Source organism: Brevibacillus sp. DP1.3A (assembly GCF_013284245.2).
GTDB lineage: Bacteria > Bacillota > Bacilli > Brevibacillales > Brevibacillaceae > Brevibacillus.
The window spans coordinates 6,210,934-6,230,052 of sequence record NZ_CP085876.1; the positions used below are offsets into that span (position 1 = coordinate 6,210,934).

Sequence of the window (19,119 nt, forward strand, 5' to 3'; positions counted from 1 at the left end):
CCATTATTATACTTATTAAACATTTTAGTATAATAAAAGAAGGAAATCAATCCCAGTACAAAAAAAGACGCCCGTTGCCGAGCGCCTCGCGATGTTTCGTACTTCTTATTTGTAAGTGTCGTAAGCGTTGGTCAACAGGCCAGCGATTGTTGCCAGTTCGTTGTTCTCGATCTGATGACGCTCGACCATGGTCATGATTTTACCATCTTTCATGATCGCGAAGGATGGGGAAGACGGTGCATAGCCTTCGAAATATTCGCGTGCTTTTGCAGTCGCTTCCTTGTCTTGACCTGCGAATACAGTGAAGATGTTATCCGGTTTTGTAGCGTGATTCAAGGAATGTACAACTGCTGGACGAGCGAGTCCTGCTGCGCAGCCACAAACCGAGTTCACGACAACAAGTGTCAGGCCTTTTGCATTTGGCAGTGCTTGCTCTACTTCTTCAGCAGTGCGAAGCTCTTGAAAACCGTTGCGAGTCAACTCATCGCGCATCGGTTGAATTACTTGGCTCATATATGCTTCATAAGACATCATTGGGCAACCTCTCCTTTATATCACGTATTCAACTTACTTACTATTATACCCCGACTGCGCCTACCCGAGAAAGCAGGAGCTACACTTCCATCAAAATGGTAAGAATCATTGGGTTACGGCCTGTTTTTTCGTAAATGAACGGCTTGATCACTTCATTAATCTGTGACTTCAGCTCAGACCATTCCTTGATTTTCTTATCCAATGCTTCCTGCAGACGCCCACGAACGAGCTGTGTCGCTTCCTGAATCAAGGATTCCGAACCGCGTACGTAAACGAAGCCGCGGCTCACGATATCTGGGCCCGTCAAAATTTTGAAGTTCTTCATATCGAGGCTGACAACCACGACCATCAAGCCATCCTCAGCCAAATGCTTGCGATCGCGCAGAACGATATTTCCGACGTCGCCGATACCACTGCCATCAATGAGGACAATCCCTGCTTGTACTTTGCTGAGCCACGCTTTTTCGCGGTTGCAATTCAGCACTTCGCCGTTGTCCATAATAAAGATGTTGCTCTCCTCGATCCCAACTTGTTGAGCCAGCTTGGAGTGAGTCTTGAGCATCCGGTATTCCCCGTGAATCGGGATGAAATATTTCGGACGAATGAAGTTGAGCATGAGCTTCAATTCTTCACTGCTGCCATGTCCAGATGCGTGGATGTCAAATGCATGACTCAATACCACGTTGGCACCTGCACGGTACAGCTTGTCTATCGTGCGACTGACGTTGATCGTGTTCCCAGGAATCGGGGATGCGGAAATGATAACCGTATCTTCTGGATAAATGGAAACTGTACGGTGCGATCCGGAAGCAATCCGGGTCAACGCTGCCATCGGCTCACCTTGACTACCCGTGCAAATAATCAGCACTTGGTTGTCCGCGTAGTTGTCGATGTGCTTAATATCAATCAACATGCCCTCTGGCATTTGGATGTAACCCAGCTCTTGTCCAATCAAGAAAACCTTTTCCATACTGCGACCAATAACCGCCACTTTGCGATTGCATTGCTCGGCAGCGTCTACCACTTGTTGCAGGCGATGCACGTTGGAAGCAAAGGTAGCCAGGATGATGCGTCCACGCGCTTTGCGTACCACATCGAGAATCCCTTCCCCTACCGTTCTCTCCGACATCGTAAATCCAGGACGCTCACTGTTCGTACTGTCGGACAAAAGCGCCAAGACGTCACCGCTCGCACCAATGCGTGCAATTTTTCCGTACTCCGTTGTTTGGCCAACTGGTGTCATGTCAAACTTGAAGTCACCCGTGTGAATGACCATTCCCTCAGGTGTATAGAGCACAACTCCCAGGGAATCCGGAATACTGTGGTTCGTACGGAAGAATGTCGCCTTCAGCTTGGCAAAAGGAATTTCCGTATCTTCCGAAATTGGAATCAGCTTCACTTCATTTTGCAAACGGTGCTCTTCCAGCTTCGCCTTGACCAAGCCCAGGGTCAGACGACCACCGTAAATCGGCACCTTGATTTGCCGTAAAATATAAGGAATCGCTCCGATGTGATCCTCATGTCCGTGCGTCAACAAAAGTGCTTTTATCTTATGCTGGTTGTCCTTCAGATAAGAAATATCCGGGATAACCAGATCAATACCAAACATTTCATTCTCGGGGAACTTTACCCCGCAGTCAATAATGATGATTTCGTCCTCATACTCGACGCAGTACATATTTTTTCCGATCTCGCCGAGGCCGCCCATCGCGAAAATCTTAACGTCGCTCACTCTCTTTCCTCCTAACATCGTCGTGCATGATTATGGGAACCCGAACCAAGCATGCCATTCTTATTATATCACAACGTAAGACGTTCGTTTCACCCAGTCTTGACTATTCCACACATTCATCTTCGGTCAATAATTTAATACTGATACTTCAAGTCGGTAACTCGTTCATCGGTAACGACACTTGCCCTCGCCCAAAAGTCATGCTTTTCATAGGAATCGCCCGTCCATACCTCCGTAATTTCTCCTGAAGAGAGCTTTAGTGGTACGGCTTCGATTTCTTTTAACACGGCGCCACTTTTGTTTTGCAATCGCAGTTTCAAGTCGATCTCCAACGGCTGATCCGACTGATTCCGTACCAGGATCAGACTTGTATACGGATACCCAGCACAATTTTTGGTACAGTCTTGTCTGCTGTATACGATGGCGAGATCAATCGGCTTCTCATTGTCCATCTTCGCCGCTTTCCACTGGTCTTTTGCTTTTTGTACGACGGTGACGTACTCCGCCTTTTTCAAAAAGGGCCCCATGCCTAAAAAAGCAGCAGCAAAAAAGCTAAACAAACCAAAAGCTGTGCATAGAAAAACGAGGTTCATTTTCCAAAACTGTTTTCTCATCATGATCAAAAAAACAAAATACCTCCAAGTCGGACTCCGTGGGTAACACCGGAATGCCATACTTCATTTGCCAATATACATTCGCAGCGAAGCAGCCTCCGTAAATCAATACGGCAGAAGCAATCGTGAGCCCCCATTTTTTCCAGAAAGGAGGCTTTTGAAAAATGACTGCAAGAACCCCCACCAAAATAGGAAGGCCAAATAAGGGAATGAGCAAGTAATGCATCGAAAACCTCCCGCATTTCATTGTCATTATTTTCTACGAATGATATTCCGAAAAGTCTTCAAAATACATGGCAAACCATTTCGAAAAGGAGAGGGATAAGCAAGTGCAAGCCGCTCGTCGCCTATATTGTTATCGGAACATGATGCCCCTTCTCTCCACTGTACTTTTCCTGTTCCTCTTTCAGCCGTTCCCTACCTATGCCCAGCCTCCCTATGCAAAATGGGGCAGGCTCGCGATGCAGGAGACGATGAAGCGATATCCAAACGCTCAAATTGTGGACTACCTGCATGTCGGACGAAAACAAAAAACGCCCACCACGTCGGAAGAGACGTTTAAGCTCTTGCTTCAAGAAGGCAATCGCAGGTGGGCGTTACTCATTCATATTGAATTCGTGAATCAGACAGAAGATGTCGTAAACATCTCCTATGAGGAGACTCGCTAGTCAGCGAGCTGTTCCATCTCTTTCATCATGACTTCCATGTCCATGTCAGCTGCCATCCCGTACGCGCGGCGCATGTTTCCATCTCCATCCACAAGGAACATGCGAGCCGTATGAGCATAAGAACCATCTGGCTGCTTCATGACCATCAGACCAAAATCCTTCGTCACTTTCTCTACAGCCTGAGCGTCCCCGCGCAGGAACTTCCAGCCGCTCTGATCTGCCTTGAACTTGGCTGCGTACTCCTGCAAGACTTCCGGCGTATCGTTATCAGGGTCAAAGGAAATGGAGATAAACTCTACTTTGTCTCCGAACAGTCCCTTTTCCTTCAACTGATCTTGCAGCTTGGCCATGTTGTACGTAGTAGCCGGACAAATATCCGGGCACTTGGTAAACATAAACTCCACCAGTCGTACTTTGCCAGCACTTTCATTAAATGTATAGGTTGTTCCGTCACTGTTGTCTAAGGTGAAATCCGCGATGGGCTTCAACACTTCGATCTTCTCTTCTGTCATGTACTTATAACCAAATACACCGACGATAGCCAAAAGGATAATACCAGCTAACACAGGAAACCAATGTTTTTTCATCGCAGATTCCTGCTGCAATTGTGTTCCTTCACTCACGGGTTGTTCCTCCCTGCTTGTCCCATGCGAGATGCCTCCTGATTACACACGGGAGGCATTCACACTGTTTCTATACCTTCTTACTGTTCCACTTCACCTGGCCATGCGAGCATGCCGCCAACCATATTCGCCACGTCATACCCTTGAGCACTCAAATACTCTGTAGCTGTATTGCTTCTGGCACCACTGCGGCAAACCATCACAATCGGAATGTTCTTATCCAGCTCATCGATACGGTGCGGCAAAAAGCCGAGTGGGATCAACTTAGCCTCTTTAATGTGACCTGCATTCCACTCATCTACTTCACGTACATCAATGACTTGCAGTTCCTCTTTGGCATCCAGCTTTTCCAACAGCTCTTGTGGTGTCATTTCCTTTACTCCATGGCTCATCGCTATTTATCCTCCTATATGTACGATCAGATCAGTTGTAACCACCTCCATGATATCACACGCTTTTTTACTTTTCTAACGCGAAGAGCACTTGGCTTCACGCTGCATCCATGCTCCCTATTTTCTACCATTATCTCCTATTTGGCTGCGACAGTAGCCACACGGGATGTGAACAGCTTGAGGCAAAAGCGTTACAAATTAATGGCATGAGTGAACAACTTTCATCTATATATACATAAAAACCTCCCTGATAACTTACTATTATGCGTTGACAGCAAGGGGATATTTTCATACAATTACGACAACAACTTTTCTCATCAAGAGCGGTGGAGGGACAGGCCCTACGAAACCCGGCAACCAGCAGACTAGCTGCATGGTGCCAATTCCTGCAGAATCCAGTGATTCTGAGAGATGAACACAAGCCCGTGCATGATCGGAGCCTTCTTCTTCTCAGGAGAATGCTCCGTTTTTTATTAGCCGATTTCCCATAGTAAAAGGAGAGATGGACATGTCCGATCAACAACAATGGAAGCCAGAAACACTTGCGGTACACGGTGGACAGGAGGTTGACCCTGTAACAGGCTCACGTGCTGTTCCGATCTATCAGACGACCTCCTACGTTTTCCGTGATACGGAGCATGCTGCCAACCTGTTTGGCTTAAAAGAGTTTGGGAATATCTATACACGCATCATGAATCCGACACAGGATGTGTTTGAGAAGCGTGTTGCCCTGCTCGAAGGTGGTGTAGGCGCACTCGCGACCGCATCCGGGCAAGCTGCCATTACATTCGCCATCTTAAATATTGCGCATGCAGGAGACGAGATCGTCGCTTCCAGCAGCCTCTACGGCGGTACCTACAACCTGTTCGCTCACACTCTTCCCCGCCTCGGGATCAAGGTTCATTTTGCTGATCAATCCAATCCGGAAAATTTCCGTGCCTATATCAATGAAAAGACAAAAGCCGTGTTTTGCGAGACGATCGGCAACCCGCGCATTGATGTCGCTGATATCGAGGCGATCGCCAATATTGCTCACGAAAATGGCGTGCCTTTGATCGTGGACAACACCTTCGCGACTCCGATTTTGTGCCGTCCTTTTGAACACGGGGCCGATATTATCGTGCACTCTACCACCAAATTCATCGGCGGCCACGGAACAGCAATTGGCGGTATTATCGTAGACTCAGGAAAATTTGACTGGAACAACGGAAAATTCCCAGGTCTGACTACACCAGACCCAAGCTACCATGGCGTCGTCTATACAGAGGCAGTCGGTCCACTCGCCTATATTATCAAGGCGCGCGTCCAGCTCCAACGCGATATCGGAGCGGCTGTCGCCCCAATCAACTCCTTCTTGTTCCTGCAAGGATTAGAAACACTGCATCTGCGCATCGAGCGGCATAGCCAGAACGCCTTGGCAGTAGCTCAATTCCTCACCAATCACTCTGCCGTAGAGTGGGTGAGCTATCCAGGGCTGGAGTCAGACTCCCAGCATGAATTGGCACAAAAATATTTGCCAAAAGGTGCTGGCGCGATCCTGACCTTTGGAATTCGCGGTGGCATTGAGGCAGGAAAAACATTGATCGAATCAGTGAAGCTGTTCTCCCATCTCGCAAATGTCGGGGACTCCAAGTCACTCATCATTCATCCAGCTAGCACAACACATCAGCAAATGACAGAAGAAGAGCAGGCAGCAGCCGGAGTGACTCCGGGACTCATTCGCCTCTCCGTCGGCACAGAATCGATCGACGATATCATCTCTGATCTGGAGCAAGCCTTGCAGCGTGCGTTGCAATTATCTACGGTAGGTTAACATACCTTTACAAGAAAAGAAGAATCACGTGATCTCTTTGGATAGAGGTTTGTGATTCTTCTTTTACTTTTTTATTTTCGTTCGAAAATAATTGAACTTTTCATTCGGTATTTTTATAATATTATCATTCAAGAAAATTTTGGGAGAGTGGATAGACGTGAAAGTTTTAAATATCGGAAGTGAACGGACAACATATCGCGTGGAGATCTCGTATTCTCCTTTATTCGAAGCAGCCTTGGGAATCGCTGCCGCTACCTACGATCAATTGCATCACACGATGGAACACCCTCCTGCCTACTGGCGTCAACTGTTGGACGAGCTGTCACCCTCTGTACGGCAAGAAGTCGACTATGCGAAGGAGCACAACACGTGGAAGACGCTTTTGCAACTGCTCGATCTTTGCCCTTTCACAGATGTGGATTCATTTCTCTCCTATGTCAGAGAGCTCTCAACAGAACAGCTCCGATATGAGGCCCTCCCTTATCTTGGTGAAAATATGCAGGAAGCACGTCGAAAGGCTGCACAAGGAAGCAAGGAGGATTGCACCGTTTTGCAGGAAGCGTGCCGTGCGCACCTCTTTTTTGAAGCGTATATCGGACATATTACTTCCGTTGATGCAGAAGAGCTGCGGAGTCATATTCTCCGATTGATGGAAGGCTGGTATATCACTCATATCAAGCCGCGTGAGGAAGAAATCGTTCGCATGCTAGAAAGGGATTGGGCGCAAAAGCAAAGCAAGCTAGGAAAGTTCAACCCGGAAGCCTTGGTAGAGTATGCTACGGGATCGAGCTACCTCCCTGAGCCTGCCGTGACACGCGTACTGCTGATTCCACAAGCGATCTATCGCCCGTGGACCGTACAGGCCGATGCTGTCGGGACGAAAATTTTTTATTACCCTGTTGCCGACGAAAATTTGCACGATGCTGTAGATCCTAATCAGCCACCCCCTTCACTGGTGCAAGCCTTAAAAGCACTCGGTGATGAGCATAGGCTGCGCATGGTCAAAATGCTGGCGGAAAAGGACCTGAGTCTGCAAGAGATAACAGATCAACTCTCCATGGCGAAATCGACAGTACACCATCACCTGTCCATGCTGCGGTCTGCCCATCTCGTTGAAACGGCAGGCTCCCGTTACAGACTCCGCCGTCATACGCTGGACAAGCTCCCCCTGATGTGGGATGAATTCCTGGACAGGAGCACCCCATGAACCAAACTGCGGTACAAGCCTCTGTCTGGCAGCAGCGTTCTTATCGTTGGATTCTTTTCGGTCAGCTCATATCAGAACTCGGCGCCTCACTCGGTACCCTCGCCAATAGCTGGTTAATCTATCAGGCAACAGGCTCACAAGGTGCGGTCGGACAGATGTGGCTGCTGTATTTCTTGCCGTCGCTAGCGATTCAGTTGGTTGCCGGACCGTACATCGACCGATTCGACAAGAAGCGTGTCATGATTTTTTCTCAATGGATGCGAGCTGCTGCGTTTTGTTTGTCCTTTGCGGTCATTACTTCCGGGACAGAATCACTCTGGCCTTTGTATTTCACTGCCTTGATCAACGGTCTCGTTCAACCGCTATATGTGCCAGCCAGCCAGTCGCTCCTCCCTGCTCTGGTCAAAAGAGAGCAGCTCCTCCAAGCCAATGCCTATTTGGATAGTGTCCTACGAATTGCCTTGATTACAGGACCTCCGTTGGGCGGGATTCTCGTGGCGAGTATCGGTGGTGAGTCCGTACTCGCATTGGTCGCGATCAGCTATGTACTCAGCGGTTTCTTTCTGGTTCTTTGTCCAATCGCCCCAGCAGATACCGCCAACAAGAAGCAATCGTGGCTCGTTATGTTTAAGGCCGGTCTTGCGATTTTTTGGCAAAAGCCCCTTTTGCTCTGGCTTGGCCTGTACTCAGCTCTCGTCCAATTTGCTGTCGGAGTCACACTCGTACTAAACCTGCCTTTTGTAGCCGGCGAACTGCAAGGCACTTCGTTTCATGTAGGCTTGTTTTTGGCTGGGTATCCTTTGGGATATTTCTTCGGCTCTTTGCTCGTGCCTCGCTTCCGTAGCAGCCTTGGGCAGCCCCTGATCATGTTGGGATCACTGGTATTAGGCGGCTCAAGCTTTGTTGCGATAGGCTTTACCCATGACCTCTGGCTCGCAATCACCATCGAACTACTGGCTGGTCTGTTTGCTCCCTTTTTCCAAGTACATAGCACAAGCCTGTATCAGCTTCACGTTCCTTCCGAGCTAATGGGGCGTGTACTGTCTGTCCGCCTACTCATCGTGCGTGCGACGATGCCCGTCGGTATTTGGCTTGGTGGACAGCTGAGCGATCAGGTAGGGATTCGCCCTCTTTACATCTCTGTAGGCGCCGTCATCGTGCTTGCCGCGCTGACGGGAATACTATTTCGAAAATTTGTAACTAACAGGATATTCCATATATAATAAAAACCGTATGCCTCCTAAATTTTGAATGGGAAAAGGAGAATTTTCATGACTCATCCGACATTGGATAACCTTCAGCATGCTATCAGCAGCGTCATCGTGGGCAAGGAAAGCCAGATCCGCCTATTGGTAACGGCCCTGCTCGCCCGTGGTCACGTATTGCTGGAGGACTTGCCCGGAATGGGAAAAACCGTGCTTGCCAAAACATTGGCGCAAGCGATTGGCGGCTCTTACAACCGCCTGCAATTTACTGCGGATCTACTGCCATCTGATGTCGTCGGTCTACACGTATTCAATCAGCGAACAAGTGAATTCGAACTGCGCAAGGGACCTGTTTTTGCGGATGTCTTGCTCGCAGATGAAATAAACCGGGCCACTCCCAGGACTCAATCCGGCTTGCTGGAAAGCATGGAGGAACGCCAGGTTACAATCGAAGGCGTCACCCTGCCACTTCCATCGACCATGCTGGTCATTGCTACCCAAAACCCGATTGAATCGGAAGGAACCTATCCATTGCCGGAAGCACAGTTGGACCGCTTCCTTTTCAAGCTGTCTCTTGGCTACGGTACGCGAGAGGATGCCAAAGAAATTTTGCGGAGATTCCGCAGTGGCTCCCCATTAGAGGCCGTCGAGCCGGTCATCACTGTCGAGCAAATTGCGGCTCTGCAACGCGAGGTCACGACCATTCATGTCAGCCAACCGGTGGAAGACTATGTCATCGATCTGACGGAAGCGACTCGCCAGCATCGTTCTGTTGAGGTGGGCATTAGTCCGCGCGCCATGCTCGCCCTGTTGCGATCCGCTCAGGCTTACGCGTTCGTTTCTGGTCGTACTTATGTCTTGCCGGATGATGTGAAAGTGGTGTTCCCAAGTCTGGCAGCTCACCGCATTCGCCTCTCCATGGAAGCAGAGCTGCATGTGACAGAGCAGGAAGTCGTGGAGCAAATCTTGACCAGCGTCCCCGCTCCCGTCGAAGAAAGCGTGTAGCGCTATGATCACCAAGCAAACCTTTCACGTAATCGGTTTTGTATCGCTGCTCTTCGCCGTTTTTTCCGGCCACTGGTTTTTCTTTCTGTTTGGGGGCTTTTTCTTTTTTCTCCCCGCTGCACAAGATTGGTGGGTCAAGTCCATGTCCCAATGGGTGTCACTCGAATGGTCCAGTGATCAAACGCGTGTCCTGTCAGGGACACCCGTGCACGTTACAGTTCGCTTGCATAATCGTTCGTGGCTACCATTGCCTGCTACCTGGCTTCGCTTCACACTGCCGGAGCATGTCTTTGTGGAAGGTGCAGACGAGGTGCGAATCCTCAATCATCGGACGAGCGTTCGCCTGCGGTTTGATCTGCCGATACGACAAAGTGCCACACGCACCTTGATTCTCATCCCGAACAAGCGAGGCACGGTCTGGCTCACGGATGTTCAATCCGAGACATTGCCGTTATTGGGCGAGGAGCCTACCGCTATGACATTGTCGATTTCCTTTTCCTTGCTGGTCTATCCGTTGCCTCTTGCTCTTTCTCCCGTCGTGCTCGCTGAAACGGAACCGGACGGGAATCGGCTTTCTCGTCAGCGCCAACAGGACGATGTCACTTTTCAGCGTGGCGTTCGGTCGTACATGCCAGGCGACCGTTTCAAGCACATCCATTGGAAGGCAACCGCCAAAACAGGTTCACTTGAGACGCGTCTTTTCGAGTATACAGCCCATCCGAACTGGCGAATCGTCGGGCATATCCTGCCCTCCTATGAACCAATGATGCAAAAGTACAACGATACCACCAATGAACGGACGATCTCGTGTCTTGCGGCTTTGGCTGGCCTGTGCAGGAGAAAATCAGTCGGATACGAGCTGTACCTCACCGTGAAGCAACGAGGACGTGAGCATTTTCATTTGCCTGCGGGAAGTGGCAAGGCGCACCACCTGCACGTCATGACTCAACTGGCGCAAATCCATCATTTTGTGACAACGCCACTGACGACTGTTCTTCGCCGGTTAGAGGGGGCACCAGGGAAAGAAGCCATTCTCATTGTGACACCACGAATGGACCTATCTGTACAAGCCTCGGCGGAGCGCCTTGTTCAACGCGGTCATCAGGTTGCGGTGCTGGATGTTTCTTTTGACCCTGTCACCATCCAGCGTTTTGAGCATGCTCGCTTGAAAAAAAGGAGCGTGATGATGAGATGACACTCTCCTTGATGGGCCGCTGGACGCTCGCGTTTTGGCTGGAGGCCATGCTGATGGGCGTTTTCCTGATCTTATTTGGGTATATGACAGCAGGCTTTGGTCAACTGCTCTCGTTTTGCCTAGTCGCAGCGATCCTGCTCATGGCGGGAAGCTGGCTGTACCATAGTGGTGGCGGTCGCTTTATGCTCCATCTGTTGCTGTATCCCCTTGTGTTTGTCATAGGAATGGGCAGCTTCTATCTCTACGATTCCTGGCTCATCGCGCTTATACTGGCTGCTGTTTATTTTTGGAGAGTACAAAGTGCTGCATCGGAAGGCTATCGACATGACAGTCTGCAACGCAGATTTGTTCTGGCGCTGATGGCGGGCTTGTTACAGCTCGTGATAGCAGTACTTTACACCTCTATCGTTGACCCGGGTTCCTATTCGCTCGCAGCCTCTTTTTCCATGCTCGTCCTCATTACTCTCAGCTATATTTTGATGGCGATTGTGGCGTTCGTGCTGCGGGAAGGATCGCTTTCTACGAGGCTGCCTGCTCGCATTAGCTTGCTACTTGGCAGCCAAGTGCTTGGCACTCGTATTCTTTTGATCGCAGGTTATTTGGCTATCGGTTCTATCGTACTTGGTCTCCTCTATTGGATCTGGAGTTGGATAAAAGGACCTGTCAGCACTGGACTGTATACGCTCTTTGAGCCTGTGCTTATTTTCATTGTGGAATTGTTTGAACGTTTGTACGAGAGGGCGAACCAAAAACAGGCAGGCATGAAGATACTCATGGAAAGTACAGGGCAAAAAGCAGATAATCCCGCGGTACAGATACAGCTCGGAGAATCACTCTTTTCTGTTCTGCAGCCATACTTAATCATTGCCTTCATCCTCACCTGTGTGATCCTGCTCGGCCGATACATATGGAAAAAGCGCTTCAAAGGGACGATTACGCGGGAAAAAGAAGTGGCGGCTGCACAAAACACTATGTTAACCACTGTTCCCCCCTCTTCCAGTAAAGAAAGTGCTGAGGAAGACTCTGCTAAATGGTTCAAACAGCCCGTTGGCCCAGAGGATGATCCCACCAGGTACGCCTACTATCAATTCCTCGTCCTCATGGAGAAGCAAGGGATGCCAATCGAGTTGCATGAGACACCCCAAGAGTTTTTCAATCGCCTGCGCGAACAGTCCTTGCTAGATGCAGGCCAGCTGGATGCAGTTGCTCGCATCACCCGTTACTATCAGCAATATCGCTATCAGGAGCAGTCGCTTCCCGAAGCGGATTTGACAGCGATGCAGCAAGCCGTGCAGACGCTCGACTCTCGTTTTTCCGAAACGTAATACCGTTCCACAACCACGTGCTACCCGTTAGCCGTGGTTGTTTTCTTTTTCTCTTGACATCGAGATGCCCCTCCGGCATAATTTCTTCAATTTTGCCCACTCTCAAATTGAATTCACCAGATGGTTAATTGAACAAGAAAGGAGGATGCTCGGTGCAAGATTTACCTGACTGGCTGCGTAAGCATCTTCATGTCGCATACATACCCGGCTATGAGTTTTTCTTAAGTCTCCATGTGCTTGCCAAGCCGGAGCATCACACCTCCCGCTTGCATTGGGCGGAGGAGTTGCTCACTGCTTTACCTGCCCCGCTCTTGAAAAAGCTTCACTATTTTAGTTCCATGTCCAATCAGTTTCTCGATGCCATGGACTTCCTGGCGCCTTGGGAGGAGTGTTTTGAGCATTCCGTCGAGGCCGCATTGGAGCGTGTACAGGCGATGGATGCAGGCGAGTTTGCCCAACTCATGATCGGTCCCGTCTATCATCCCAGACAACTTCACGCTTGGATGCAAGGACGTACGGACGAGATTTTTGATGAACTAAAACCGGAGCATCGGGAGCTTTTGCGCCATCCACTCTCGACCAAGCGCAGTTTTCTGGAGTTTTGCTACGACTGCCTGCCTATTTTCCAGACAGAAGAACGGCGGATTCAACCATGGCTCGTCCGCGCCGTACATGAAGCACAAGAGCAGATCAAGCTTGATCCGATTCCATTTTTGTCGCAGGTACACCCGCGCTTGAAGGTGCACGAAGACTTCTTGCAATTTCATAAAGCAAAAACGTACACATTTGGCTATTCGGAGCTAGCTCGTATCCATTTGCGTGTCTCTACTTTTGTCTCGCCGCATTTGTTGCTCGGCATTTACGATGACCACATCTCGGTGGGCTTATCCGTTGACGTTCCCGGCACCAGATCCACCTCGGTGATTCCCGCTGACTTCATCAACAAAATGAAGGTGTTCAGTGATCCGACGCGGACGGCGATTCTCAAATCGTTATTGGCTCATCCTTACTGCACGCAGCAGTTGGCTGACCTGCACAACATCAGTGAGCCTGCCGTCAACAAGCACTTGAATCTGTTGGTAGACACAGGCTTTATCTGGAGTGAACGGCGGGGACGGTATGTATTTTACCGCGCGATTGCATCACGGCTAGAACAACTCGCTGTCGATCTGCATGAGTTCATCGATATGCCTGTTCCCGGACTTGTCTTTCCACCTGCTTCATCACATCCCCCAGAACGGAGGAAATAACGTGCTTCATGTTGCCAAAGCTACCTTTATCCGCAATACCCGCGTAATGATTCGTGCCTATCCGTGGTCGTTTGTCATCGGCCACATTTTTTCCGGGGTGTATACGGTGCTGTTCGCCTTCTTCGCCTATCACTATGTATTTGCCGGGCAGTTGGACGAGAACTTCGCACATCTCACCGGCTCGTCCGATTACTTGTCGTACGCCATCCTCGGCGGAGCTTTTTATGCGTTTGCCGTCTCGACCTTGATGAATGTCAGCCGCTCACTCATTACGGAGCTACGGGAAGGGACCTTGGAGGCGGTTTTGCTCACTCCGTCCTTGCGCAGGGGGTACTTTTTGGGGAATGTCGCCCAACAGCTCATGCGTACTTTGTTTGAATTTTCGGTGATTGTACTTGTAGGGGCGTTGTTCGGACTCACGCTCTCTCATACAAACGTATGGAGCGCCGTCCTTGTCTGGATATTGTCTACAGGGGCTTTCTTTTGCCAGGCGCTCGTATTAGGTAGTCTCATGCTTTGGTTCCGCGATACGTACATCACACAAAACACGCTGTTTGCCGTGATGGCCTTTGTCAGTGGGGTGACGTTTCCGATTCCGTACTTGCCTGAATGGCTGCAACCGCTCGGTCTCATCATGCCGCTCGCGCCTGCGCTGGATGCTTTTCGGCAATGCGTGATTCAAGGAGCGCCGCTGCATGCTGTTTCCCCACAGCTGTTTCATATGGCAGCCCTGTCCCTCATCTATCTCGTCATCGGGGTGTGGGGTATACGTCGGATGGAAAAACGCGTCATGGAATCGATTTTTGGATAACGAGGAGGACAAGGATCATGTTGATTGCAGAAAATGTACGGAAGGTATACCGGGTGAAGGAGAAAAAAGACTGGTTTCGCCAGCAATGGACAGAGGTCGAGGCAGTCGCTGATCTGTCTTTTCGCATGGTACCCGGCAAAATCATTGGATTGTTAGGCATTAATGGCGCAGGGAAAACAACAACGATCAAGATGTGCTCCACACTGCTCACCCCAACCAGCGGCACGATCACGGTAGACGGGTATGACGTGGTAAAGGACGATCGGTTCGTCAAAGCCAAGGTCAACATGATCGCAGGGGGCGAGCGCATGCTGTACTGGCGGCTGACAGGGCGGGAAAACCTGCAATACTTCGGCAGTCTGTACGGTTTGCAAGGGCAGGCCTTGCGCAATCGGATCGATTCATTGCTCTTGCAGGTTGGCCTGTATGAGGCGGCCAACACCCCTGTCGAGCGTTATTCCAAAGGCATGAAGCAGCGACTGCAAATCGCCCGCGGCCTGATCAATGATCCGAGCTACCTGTTCCTTGACGAACCGACTCTCGGCTTGGACGCCCCCATCGCCCGACAGCTTCGCAAGCATGTGAGTGAGCTCGCTTCTCAGCATGGAAAAGCCATTCTGTTGACCAGCCACTACATTCATGAGGTAGAAGAGCTTTGCGACGAGGTATACATCATCGATAAAGGAAGGCTTGTAGCGCATGATACACCGGAGCACCTGACCAAATCGCTCCACCTGGATACCGCCTTGCAGGTAGTGATCCCCGCTCTTTCCGACTCGCTCGATTACGATCTGCGCCAGCTGGCTCAAGATTACGGCGGCTCGCGTGAAATCGCAGAAACAGACGAGCAGACCTGGGAAGTGACGTTACGGGGAAAAACGGATATGACGACTCCGCTGCTTTCCCTCTTGGCTGCTCACCAATCCCCTATCTTGCGTCTCTCCACGCAACAGCCATCACTGGAGGACGTCATCCTGCACATGGCAGATCGGAGGGGCGCATGAAACAGCTAGGCAGCCTGCTTTTGGCCGAAATCATCAAGGAGCATCGTCATTCGTTTCACAGCAAAATGGTCTACTTCTCGCTCTTGGTCTGGCCCGTCATCAATTTCGTTACCGCGTATTATTCGTTTGCTCCGTTCCGGATGGGAGCTGATTCCCCGCTAGCCCGGTTCATCAGCTATGAGCAGTTGCCGCTGTTCCTGTTGACTGGCTATTTAGGCTATATCTTTTATTGGTGCCTGGTGCAGTCGTCATGGCAAATGAGCTTTGAACGGCAAGCAGGAACCATGGAAATGATCTTCATCAGCCCGGTCAACCGACTCGCTTTTCTGTATGGGCGTTCGCTTTCCTCGCTGATCGAGGGGGTCTGGCTGTTCTTTTGCTTTGTCCTGTTAGCCTTGTTTTTTGTCGATGGCATTCAGCTGAGCGGCTGGTGGGCTCCTCCACTCGCCTTCCTCATTTTACTGGTATCGGCCATCGTCTGGGGCGGCTTTCTCTGTGTGCTCTTTCTGTTTTCACGCGATTCGAGCTTTCTGTACACCGTGCTGGATGAGCCGATGCTGATCTTTTCCGGTGTCCGTCTGCCCCCGATGGCCTTTCCGGTTTGGGCCAAGGTCATTTCCTTTTGCTTTCCCCTGACCTACGCGCTTCAGTTGATTCGCGAGCTGCTGATGGAGGGAGCGTCGTTGCAAACAATGCTGCCGAGTATGGGACTTCTAGCCGCTGTTCTGCTGGTGCTCGTGACAGCGACCGTCGTGTTGTTGAAGCAAGCGGAGAAGCATATGAAAAAGACCGGGAACATGGTGATGTATTAGTTAGCCAAAGAAAAGTCACATAGAAAACGCCCTCTCCTGATTTGGTCAAGACCCCATTTCGTAGACAGTAAGAAAAACCCCGGCCGTTAGGCCGCTAACTGACGTCTAAATTCACTAGGCGTCAGTTTTTTTAATTTCAGTTGAAGACGTTCTTCGTTGTAAAAATGGATATATTCCTCAATTCTTCTTTGAGCATCTTGTACATCTCGTATATCATAGGGATATAGAGCTTCGGTTTTCAAATGAGAAAAGAAGCTCTCCATCGAGGAGTTGTCTAGGCAATTGCCTCGTCGTGACATGCTGATTTTGGCGCCAACCGTAGGCAGCATGTCGTGGTATGCATGAGACGTGTACTGGTGACCCTGATCGCTGTGAACGATCACACCAGTCACGTCTTTTTGTGTTTTAAATGCTTTCTTGAAAGTCTGAAGAACAAGCGCATTGTCGTTTCGAGAGCTGATATGATAGGCAACAATTTCGCGCGTACACAAATCTTTAATTGCTGAGAGATAGATGCGTTCATCTCCGATTCGATATTGGGTAACGTCAGTTACCCATTTTTGATTTGGTCTCTGAGCAACGAAATTACGATTTAGCATGTTCTCGGCTACACGTCCATCGGAAACAATGGCTTGAAAAGTGGTGATATGGGCACGTTTCCGGCGAATAACTGCTTTAATCCCCAGATTTTGCATCAACCGTAACACTTTTTTATGGTTTACTTTACAACCATACTGGCGTACTAGTTCTGCTTGAATTCTGCGGTAGCCGTAAATTCCTTTCCTTTGCTTATAGATCATGTTGATTTTCTCTTTCAAAGCTTTGTCCTTGTTCTGTTTTCTAGTGGAGAGGTATTTATAATATCCGCTTCTCGAGACACCTAAAGCCTTACAAATCTCAGTTACCATGAAGATTGAAGACAATGTCTCCACCATGTGATATTTCTTCCTTACACCTCCCGTACCCAGATTTCCAAACACTTTTTTAGGATTTCATTTTCACGCTTTAATTTTTGAACATGACGGTCCTGGTCAATATACGTCTCCCGACGTCCACGTTGATCTAGGAGTCCAAACTCTCCAAGCTGTCTATACTTTCTCATCCACTTTCTCACACGATCTTTGTCCAGAATTCCCAGATGTTCTGTAATTCGTTTATACGTCCATTTTTCCTCAAGATGTAAACGTATGGCTTCCCTTTTCAGTGTTTCTGGATAGCTCATAAACTTTTGCCCTTTAGCTGCCATAAAAAAATGCACCCCCTAAAGTTCATCGGTAAACCACAGGGGTTTTTCCAATGTCTACTTTAAGGGGTGCACTTCAATTTGGAAAAGGCGTTTTCTTATTTCTTGTTACTCTACCGTCAACAGCTTCTCTACAAATCCCCCAATTTCTCGTTCCCGATCAATAAAATGAACCTCCAAGATCCAATCGCGTGGGTGTCCGTTATGATCTGGCTCACTCATTGGCTTGTGATTGTCAGGGTGAATATAGTTGACGATATCCTCCCCCTGAATTATTTCATGCGGGAATTCGCCGATGAGATGCCCTGCGTGCGGCCCTCCGAACTCCCAGCCATATTGTTTAGCTAGCTCGCACACGTAAGTAAACAGCTCGCTGCTCGTAATATCCGGCTTAGACAAAAAGTAAGCCTTGCCCTCGTCCCACGCTTTTTCAATATCGTCGCGCAACTTTTGTTTTACCGGATCATTTCCAAGCACATACGTCCGCCCGAGATCGGCTTCCCAGTCCTCAAAAATGGGCCCGAAATCGAGAAAGACAATATCATCGGGTGAGACAGTCAAGTTCGGTGGATTTTCTCGGTACGGAAACAGCGTGTTTCTTCCCGCTCGCACAATTCGCTTATGCCAATATTTTTTGATCCCGAACAATTGAAAGGCCAGCTCGTAAATCTCCCTGTTGATATCTTTTTCCGTCACACCGCTGCGAATGATGCCCTTTTCTTCGATTGTGGCAAATAAAAACTCGGCTTTGGTCTCTGCTTCGCGCAGTGCCTGATGTCTCTTCTCCAATAATGGATTCATTATTTGATGCCTCCTCTTCGGTTTACGGAAGAGCTGACTCATACATCTCGCCCAGCTCTCGCAATTTTGCGACAATAGATTGCTCCACTTGATCATCCACGGCGATTTTTTCCTTTGCCAATGCAAGCAACGATTCGTACTCGCCAATCAATACGGAATGATGCGCTTTTTCAAACAGTGGCAAATCATTCATGTCATTTCCAAAGCAGATGAACGGCTCCCCTGCCACATCGAACCGATTCAGGGCAGCCCATTTATTCACTCCCCGATAAGTAAGGTCGAGAATGCCTTCTGCCGAATGATAATGCAGCGTGACGTCGAGCTCCTTGATTCTCGCCATCAATTCTTCATAACGGTCACACGATAAAATCAGGATTTTCAGCACGGCATTCAGTTGATCCACGTCTACTCGGCTGGCTGTCCGATTGGGATCGATATAGCTCAAAAAGGGATGGGTCGACACACAATTATGTGCGTAATTCCACGAGTCATCGATGAAATACTGCGCGCGATAATCATCGAGAATGCTGATGATTTCATGTGCCAAACGATCCGGGATCGGCACGCAGCCCTGCAAGCTTCCATGGTGATGTGTCATCGCTCCATTCGCGCCAATGAGGAGATGGTTGGCAAACCGCTCATCGAGGACAGGCAGCATGTCACGACACGGTCTTGCGGAGGCGAAGCCTACGGTATGTCCCGCTTGTTCGAGTGCAAGCAGGCTATCCAAAATGTTTGTTGAGATCGGTTGACCCTTGAAGCAGATCGTCCCGTCCAGATCAAAAATAAACTTCATTTTTCCCACCCTTTCTAGTCGCTGTCCTGTCCATCGTAATGGATAGCCGTCTGAGGCCAAAGGGACAGATCGTTCAAGATGAGTGGGAC

General features: G+C 49.4%; 21 protein-coding genes and 1 riboswitch. Of the genes, 11 read left to right on the forward strand and 10 right to left on the reverse strand.

Annotation, left to right across the window (positions count from 1 at the left end; all coding sequences use genetic code 11):
- Positions 1 to 105: 105 nt before the first annotated feature.
- The 4 genes from HP399_RS28735 to HP399_RS28750 all read right to left on the reverse strand — a co-directional run bounded on the left by HP399_RS28735 (position 106) and on the right by HP399_RS28750 (position 3,106).
- Positions 106 to 534 (reverse strand): BrxA/BrxB family bacilliredoxin, encoded by a 429-nt coding sequence (locus tag HP399_RS28735; RefSeq protein WP_007721164.1) that lies wholly within the window; start codon positions 532 to 534, stop codon positions 106 to 108.
- 79 nt (positions 535 to 613) lie between these two features.
- The gene (gene rnjA / locus HP399_RS28740) at positions 614 to 2,284 is read right to left on the reverse strand and encodes a ribonuclease J1 (RefSeq protein WP_173621269.1); all 1,671 of its coding nucleotides are present in this window, start codon (positions 2,282 to 2,284) and stop codon (positions 614 to 616) included.
- Positions 2,285 to 2,400: 116 nt separating this feature from the next.
- Positions 2,401 to 2,781, reverse strand: a complete 381-nt coding sequence (locus tag HP399_RS28745) for a hypothetical protein (protein WP_228088397.1) — start codon at positions 2,779 to 2,781, stop codon at positions 2,401 to 2,403.
- A gap of 37 nt (positions 2,782 to 2,818) precedes the next feature.
- The gene (locus HP399_RS28750) at positions 2,819 to 3,106 is read right to left on the reverse strand and encodes a hypothetical protein (protein ID WP_228088398.1); all 288 of its coding nucleotides are present in this window, start codon (positions 3,104 to 3,106) and stop codon (positions 2,819 to 2,821) included.
- A 67-nt stretch (positions 3,107 to 3,173) separates the two neighbouring features.
- On the opposite strand from HP399_RS28750, the gene HP399_RS28755 reads away from it, so the two are divergent.
- On the forward strand, positions 3,174 to 3,548 hold the full coding sequence (locus HP399_RS28755) for a YqzG/YhdC family protein (protein WP_217367943.1): 375 nt from the start codon (positions 3,174 to 3,176) through the stop codon (positions 3,546 to 3,548).
- Here HP399_RS28755 and HP399_RS28760 read toward each other — a convergent pair.
- Entirely contained in the window at positions 3,545 to 4,171 is a 627-nt protein-coding gene (locus HP399_RS28760) for an SCO family protein (RefSeq protein WP_173621271.1), read from the reverse strand. The genes HP399_RS28755 and HP399_RS28760 overlap by 4 nt on opposite strands.
- A gap of 80 nt (positions 4,172 to 4,251) precedes the next feature.
- Positions 4,252 to 4,563, reverse strand: a complete 312-nt coding sequence (locus tag HP399_RS28765) for a rhodanese-like domain-containing protein (RefSeq protein WP_173621272.1) — start codon at positions 4,561 to 4,563, stop codon at positions 4,252 to 4,254.
- A 311-nt stretch (positions 4,564 to 4,874) separates the two neighbouring features.
- A riboswitch (SAM riboswitch) is annotated at positions 4,875 to 4,981 on the forward strand.
- A 90-nt stretch (positions 4,982 to 5,071) separates the two neighbouring features.
- Between HP399_RS28765 and HP399_RS28770 the strand changes: the two genes are divergently transcribed.
- The 10 genes from HP399_RS28770 (at position 5,072) to HP399_RS28815 (ending at position 16,190) form a co-directional block, all read left to right on the forward strand.
- The gene (locus HP399_RS28770) at positions 5,072 to 6,376 is read left to right on the forward strand and encodes a homocysteine synthase (RefSeq protein WP_173621273.1); all 1,305 of its coding nucleotides are present in this window, start codon (positions 5,072 to 5,074) and stop codon (positions 6,374 to 6,376) included.
- 157 nt (positions 6,377 to 6,533) lie between these two features.
- Entirely contained in the window at positions 6,534 to 7,583 is a 1,050-nt protein-coding gene (locus tag HP399_RS28775) for an ArsR/SmtB family transcription factor (protein ID WP_173621274.1), read from the forward strand.
- Positions 7,580 to 8,806: an MFS transporter gene (locus HP399_RS28780; protein WP_173621275.1), complete on the forward strand. Its 1,227-nt coding sequence runs from the start codon at positions 7,580 to 7,582 to the stop codon at positions 8,804 to 8,806. The genes HP399_RS28775 and HP399_RS28780 overlap by 4 nt, the downstream gene beginning before the upstream one ends.
- A gap of 48 nt (positions 8,807 to 8,854) precedes the next feature.
- The gene (locus tag HP399_RS28785; protein ID WP_173621276.1) at positions 8,855 to 9,793 is read left to right on the forward strand and encodes an AAA family ATPase; all 939 of its coding nucleotides are present in this window, start codon (positions 8,855 to 8,857) and stop codon (positions 9,791 to 9,793) included.
- 4 nt (positions 9,794 to 9,797) lie between these two features.
- Positions 9,798 to 10,988 (forward strand): DUF58 domain-containing protein, encoded by a 1,191-nt coding sequence (locus tag HP399_RS28790; protein ID WP_173621277.1) that lies wholly within the window; start codon positions 9,798 to 9,800, stop codon positions 10,986 to 10,988.
- The gene (locus tag HP399_RS28795) at positions 10,985 to 12,313 is read left to right on the forward strand and encodes a DUF4129 domain-containing protein (RefSeq protein ID WP_173621278.1); all 1,329 of its coding nucleotides are present in this window, start codon (positions 10,985 to 10,987) and stop codon (positions 12,311 to 12,313) included. Before HP399_RS28790 ends, HP399_RS28795 begins: the two co-directional genes overlap by 4 nt.
- Positions 12,314 to 12,465: 152 nt before the next feature.
- Positions 12,466 to 13,563, forward strand: a complete 1,098-nt coding sequence (locus HP399_RS28800; RefSeq protein ID WP_173621279.1) for an ArsR/SmtB family transcription factor — start codon at positions 12,466 to 12,468, stop codon at positions 13,561 to 13,563.
- Between the two features lies 1 nt (position 13,564).
- Positions 13,565 to 14,374: an ABC transporter permease gene (locus HP399_RS28805; RefSeq protein WP_173621280.1), complete on the forward strand. Its 810-nt coding sequence runs from the start codon at positions 13,565 to 13,567 to the stop codon at positions 14,372 to 14,374.
- 17 nt (positions 14,375 to 14,391) lie between these two features.
- On the forward strand, positions 14,392 to 15,378 hold the full coding sequence (locus tag HP399_RS28810) for an ABC transporter ATP-binding protein (RefSeq protein ID WP_173621281.1): 987 nt from the start codon (positions 14,392 to 14,394) through the stop codon (positions 15,376 to 15,378).
- Complete coding sequence (locus tag HP399_RS28815) at positions 15,375 to 16,190, forward strand: ABC transporter permease (protein WP_173621282.1); 816 nt, start codon at positions 15,375 to 15,377, stop codon at positions 16,188 to 16,190. The genes HP399_RS28810 and HP399_RS28815 overlap by 4 nt, the downstream gene beginning before the upstream one ends.
- An 86-nt stretch (positions 16,191 to 16,276) precedes the next feature.
- Here the strand turns inward: HP399_RS28815 and HP399_RS28820 are convergent, their stop codons facing one another.
- The 4 genes from HP399_RS28820 to HP399_RS28835 form a co-directional block, all read right to left on the reverse strand.
- A complete protein-coding gene (locus HP399_RS28820) occupies positions 16,277 to 17,125 on the reverse strand; it encodes an IS3 family transposase (protein WP_173621502.1) in 849 nt (282 codons plus the stop codon).
- Between the two features lie 14 nt (positions 17,126 to 17,139).
- Positions 17,140 to 17,436 carry a helix-turn-helix domain-containing protein gene (locus HP399_RS28825; RefSeq protein WP_173621503.1) on the reverse strand — a complete coding sequence of 99 codons (297 nt, stop codon included), beginning with the start codon at positions 17,434 to 17,436 and terminating at the stop codon, positions 17,140 to 17,142.
- A gap of 105 nt (positions 17,437 to 17,541) precedes the next feature.
- Entirely contained in the window at positions 17,542 to 18,234 is a 693-nt protein-coding gene (locus tag HP399_RS28830) for a M24 family metallopeptidase (RefSeq protein WP_173620907.1), read from the reverse strand.
- 22 nt (positions 18,235 to 18,256) lie between these two features.
- Positions 18,257 to 19,030, reverse strand: coding sequence for an HAD-IIB family hydrolase (locus HP399_RS28835; RefSeq protein ID WP_173620908.1), 774 nt, complete (start codon positions 19,028 to 19,030; stop codon positions 18,257 to 18,259).
- Positions 19,031 to 19,119 lie beyond the last annotated feature (89 nt).

Coding starts and splice junctions, on each gene's coding strand:
- HP399_RS28735 (WP_007721164.1), bottom strand. CDS start 534: ATGATGTCTTATGAAGCATATATGAGCCAAGTAATTCAACCGATGCGC.
- rnjA (WP_173621269.1), bottom strand. CDS start 2,284: ATGTTAGGAGGAAAGAGAGTGAGCGACGTTAAGATTTTCGCGATGGGC.
- HP399_RS28750 (WP_228088398.1), bottom strand. CDS start 3,106: ATGCATTACTTGCTCATTCCCTTATTTGGCCTTCCTATTTTGGTGGGG.
- HP399_RS28755 (WP_217367943.1), top strand. CDS start 3,174: ATGGCAAACCATTTCGAAAAGGAGAGGGATAAGCAAGTGCAAGCCGCT.
- HP399_RS28765 (WP_173621272.1), bottom strand. CDS start 4,563: ATGAGCCATGGAGTAAAGGAAATGACACCACAAGAGCTGTTGGAAAAG.
- HP399_RS28770 (WP_173621273.1), top strand. CDS start 5,072: ATGTCCGATCAACAACAATGGAAGCCAGAAACACTTGCGGTACACGGT.
- HP399_RS28780 (WP_173621275.1), top strand. CDS start 7,580: ATGAACCAAACTGCGGTACAAGCCTCTGTCTGGCAGCAGCGTTCTTAT.
- HP399_RS28785 (WP_173621276.1), top strand. CDS start 8,855: ATGACTCATCCGACATTGGATAACCTTCAGCATGCTATCAGCAGCGTC.
- HP399_RS28790 (WP_173621277.1), top strand. CDS start 9,798: ATGATCACCAAGCAAACCTTTCACGTAATCGGTTTTGTATCGCTGCTC.
- HP399_RS28795 (WP_173621278.1), top strand. CDS start 10,985: ATGACACTCTCCTTGATGGGCCGCTGGACGCTCGCGTTTTGGCTGGAG.
- HP399_RS28810 (WP_173621281.1), top strand. CDS start 14,392: ATGTTGATTGCAGAAAATGTACGGAAGGTATACCGGGTGAAGGAGAAA.
- HP399_RS28815 (WP_173621282.1), top strand. CDS start 15,375: ATGAAACAGCTAGGCAGCCTGCTTTTGGCCGAAATCATCAAGGAGCAT.
- HP399_RS28820 (WP_173621502.1), bottom strand. CDS start 17,125: ATGGTGGAGACATTGTCTTCAATCTTCATGGTAACTGAGATTTGTAAG.
- HP399_RS28825 (WP_173621503.1), bottom strand. CDS start 17,436: ATGGCAGCTAAAGGGCAAAAGTTTATGAGCTATCCAGAAACACTGAAA.
- HP399_RS28830 (WP_173620907.1), bottom strand. CDS start 18,234: ATGAATCCATTATTGGAGAAGAGACATCAGGCACTGCGCGAAGCAGAG.
- HP399_RS28835 (WP_173620908.1), bottom strand. CDS start 19,030: ATGAAGTTTATTTTTGATCTGGACGGGACGATCTGCTTCAAGGGTCAA.